This is a genomic window from Bradyrhizobium altum, assembly GCF_020889705.1.
In the GTDB taxonomy this organism is placed as follows: Bacteria; Pseudomonadota; Alphaproteobacteria; order Rhizobiales; family Xanthobacteraceae; genus Bradyrhizobium; species Bradyrhizobium altum.
This window is the reverse complement of record NZ_JACMYP010000549.1, coordinates 1-1,268: the sequence shown is the minus strand read 5'-3', so window position 1 is coordinate 1,268 and position 1,268 is coordinate 1. Positions and strand designations below refer to the sequence as shown.

Below are 1,268 nucleotides of genomic sequence, written 5' to 3'. Positions count from 1 at the left end.
TGACCTGCCCCTGAGTATTTCCTCCAGATGGAGTTAGAGTCCGGCCTGCAGAAGGACGGACAGATGAAGCGAGCAAGGTTCACGGAAGAGCAGATTATCGCGGTATTGAAGGAGCATGAGGCTGGGGCGAAGACAGCTGACCTGGCTCGCAAACACGGGGTCTCCGAGGCGACGATCTACAATTGGAAGTCCAAGTTCGGCGGCATGGAGGTGTCGGAAGCCAAGCGGCTGAAGGCGGTCGAGGATGAGAACACAAAACTGAAGAAGCTCTTGGCCGAGCAGATGCTCGATGCGGCCGCGCTCCGCGAGCTTTTGTCAAAAAAATGGTAGGGCCCGCCGCCAAGCGCGCCGCGGTGGCGCACCTGAAGGCCGTGATGGGCCTGTCGGAGCGGCGGGCCTGCACGATCGTCGGCGCGGATCGGACGATGATCCGCTACAGCTCCAGCCGCCCTCCAGACGCGGTTCTGCGTGGTCGATTGCGCGATCTCGCCCACGAGCGGCGACGGTTCGGCTACCGCCGGCTGTTCGTCTTGCTGCGGCGGGAGGGCGAACCGTCGGGGATCAACCGGATCTACCGGCTTTATCGGGAAGAAGGGCTCATCGTTCGCAAGCGACGAGCCCGCCGCAAGGCCGTGGGGACCAGGGCGCCGATCCTGGTGGAAGCGAGGCCGAATGCGCGCTGGTCGCTGGACTTCGTCCACGACCAGTTCGCCAACGGACGGTGCTTCCGCATCCTCAACATCGTCGACGACGTCACCAAGGAATGCCTGGGCGCCATTCCTGACACCTCGATCTCGGGCCGGCGTGTGGCGCGGGAACTGACAACGATCGTCGCGTGGCGCGGCAAACCCAGCCTGATCGTCTCCGACAACGGCACCGAGCTCAGCTGTAACGCCATGCTGGCCTGGTGCAAGGAGACCGACATCGACTGGCACTTCATCGCACCGGGCAAACCGATGCAGAACGGCTTCGTCGAGAGCTTCAACGGCCGGATGCGCGACGAGCTCTTGAACGAGACGCTGTTCTTCGACCTCGATGACGCTAGGACAAAAATCGCGGCATGGGTCGCCGACTACAACGGCGAGCGCCCGCATTCCTCGCTGCAATACCTCACGCCCGCGGCCTACGCCGCCACTCTCACCGCAACGGACGCTCGGCTGCGCAACCCCGACCAGCTCCGCCGATCGCCCGTTGCTTCCCCCGCGCCGCAAGGCGTACAAAACCCCGAGACTCTAACTGCCGCTGGATGAAAGTTCAGGGGCAGGTCA

At 63.6% G+C, this 1,268-nt stretch carries 1 protein-coding gene; it reads left to right on the top strand.

The window, feature by feature from the left end; all coding sequences use genetic code 11:
- The first annotated feature begins 63 nt into the window (after positions 1 to 63).
- A protein-coding gene (locus tag H8B02_RS47290; protein ID WP_376711802.1) for an IS3 family transposase occupies positions 64 to 1,250 on the top strand; the annotation gives its coding sequence in 2 pieces (ribosomal slippage) (positions 64 to 325 and positions 325 to 1,250; 1,188 coding nt in all).
- The last annotated feature ends 18 nt before the right edge of the window (positions 1,251 to 1,268 follow it).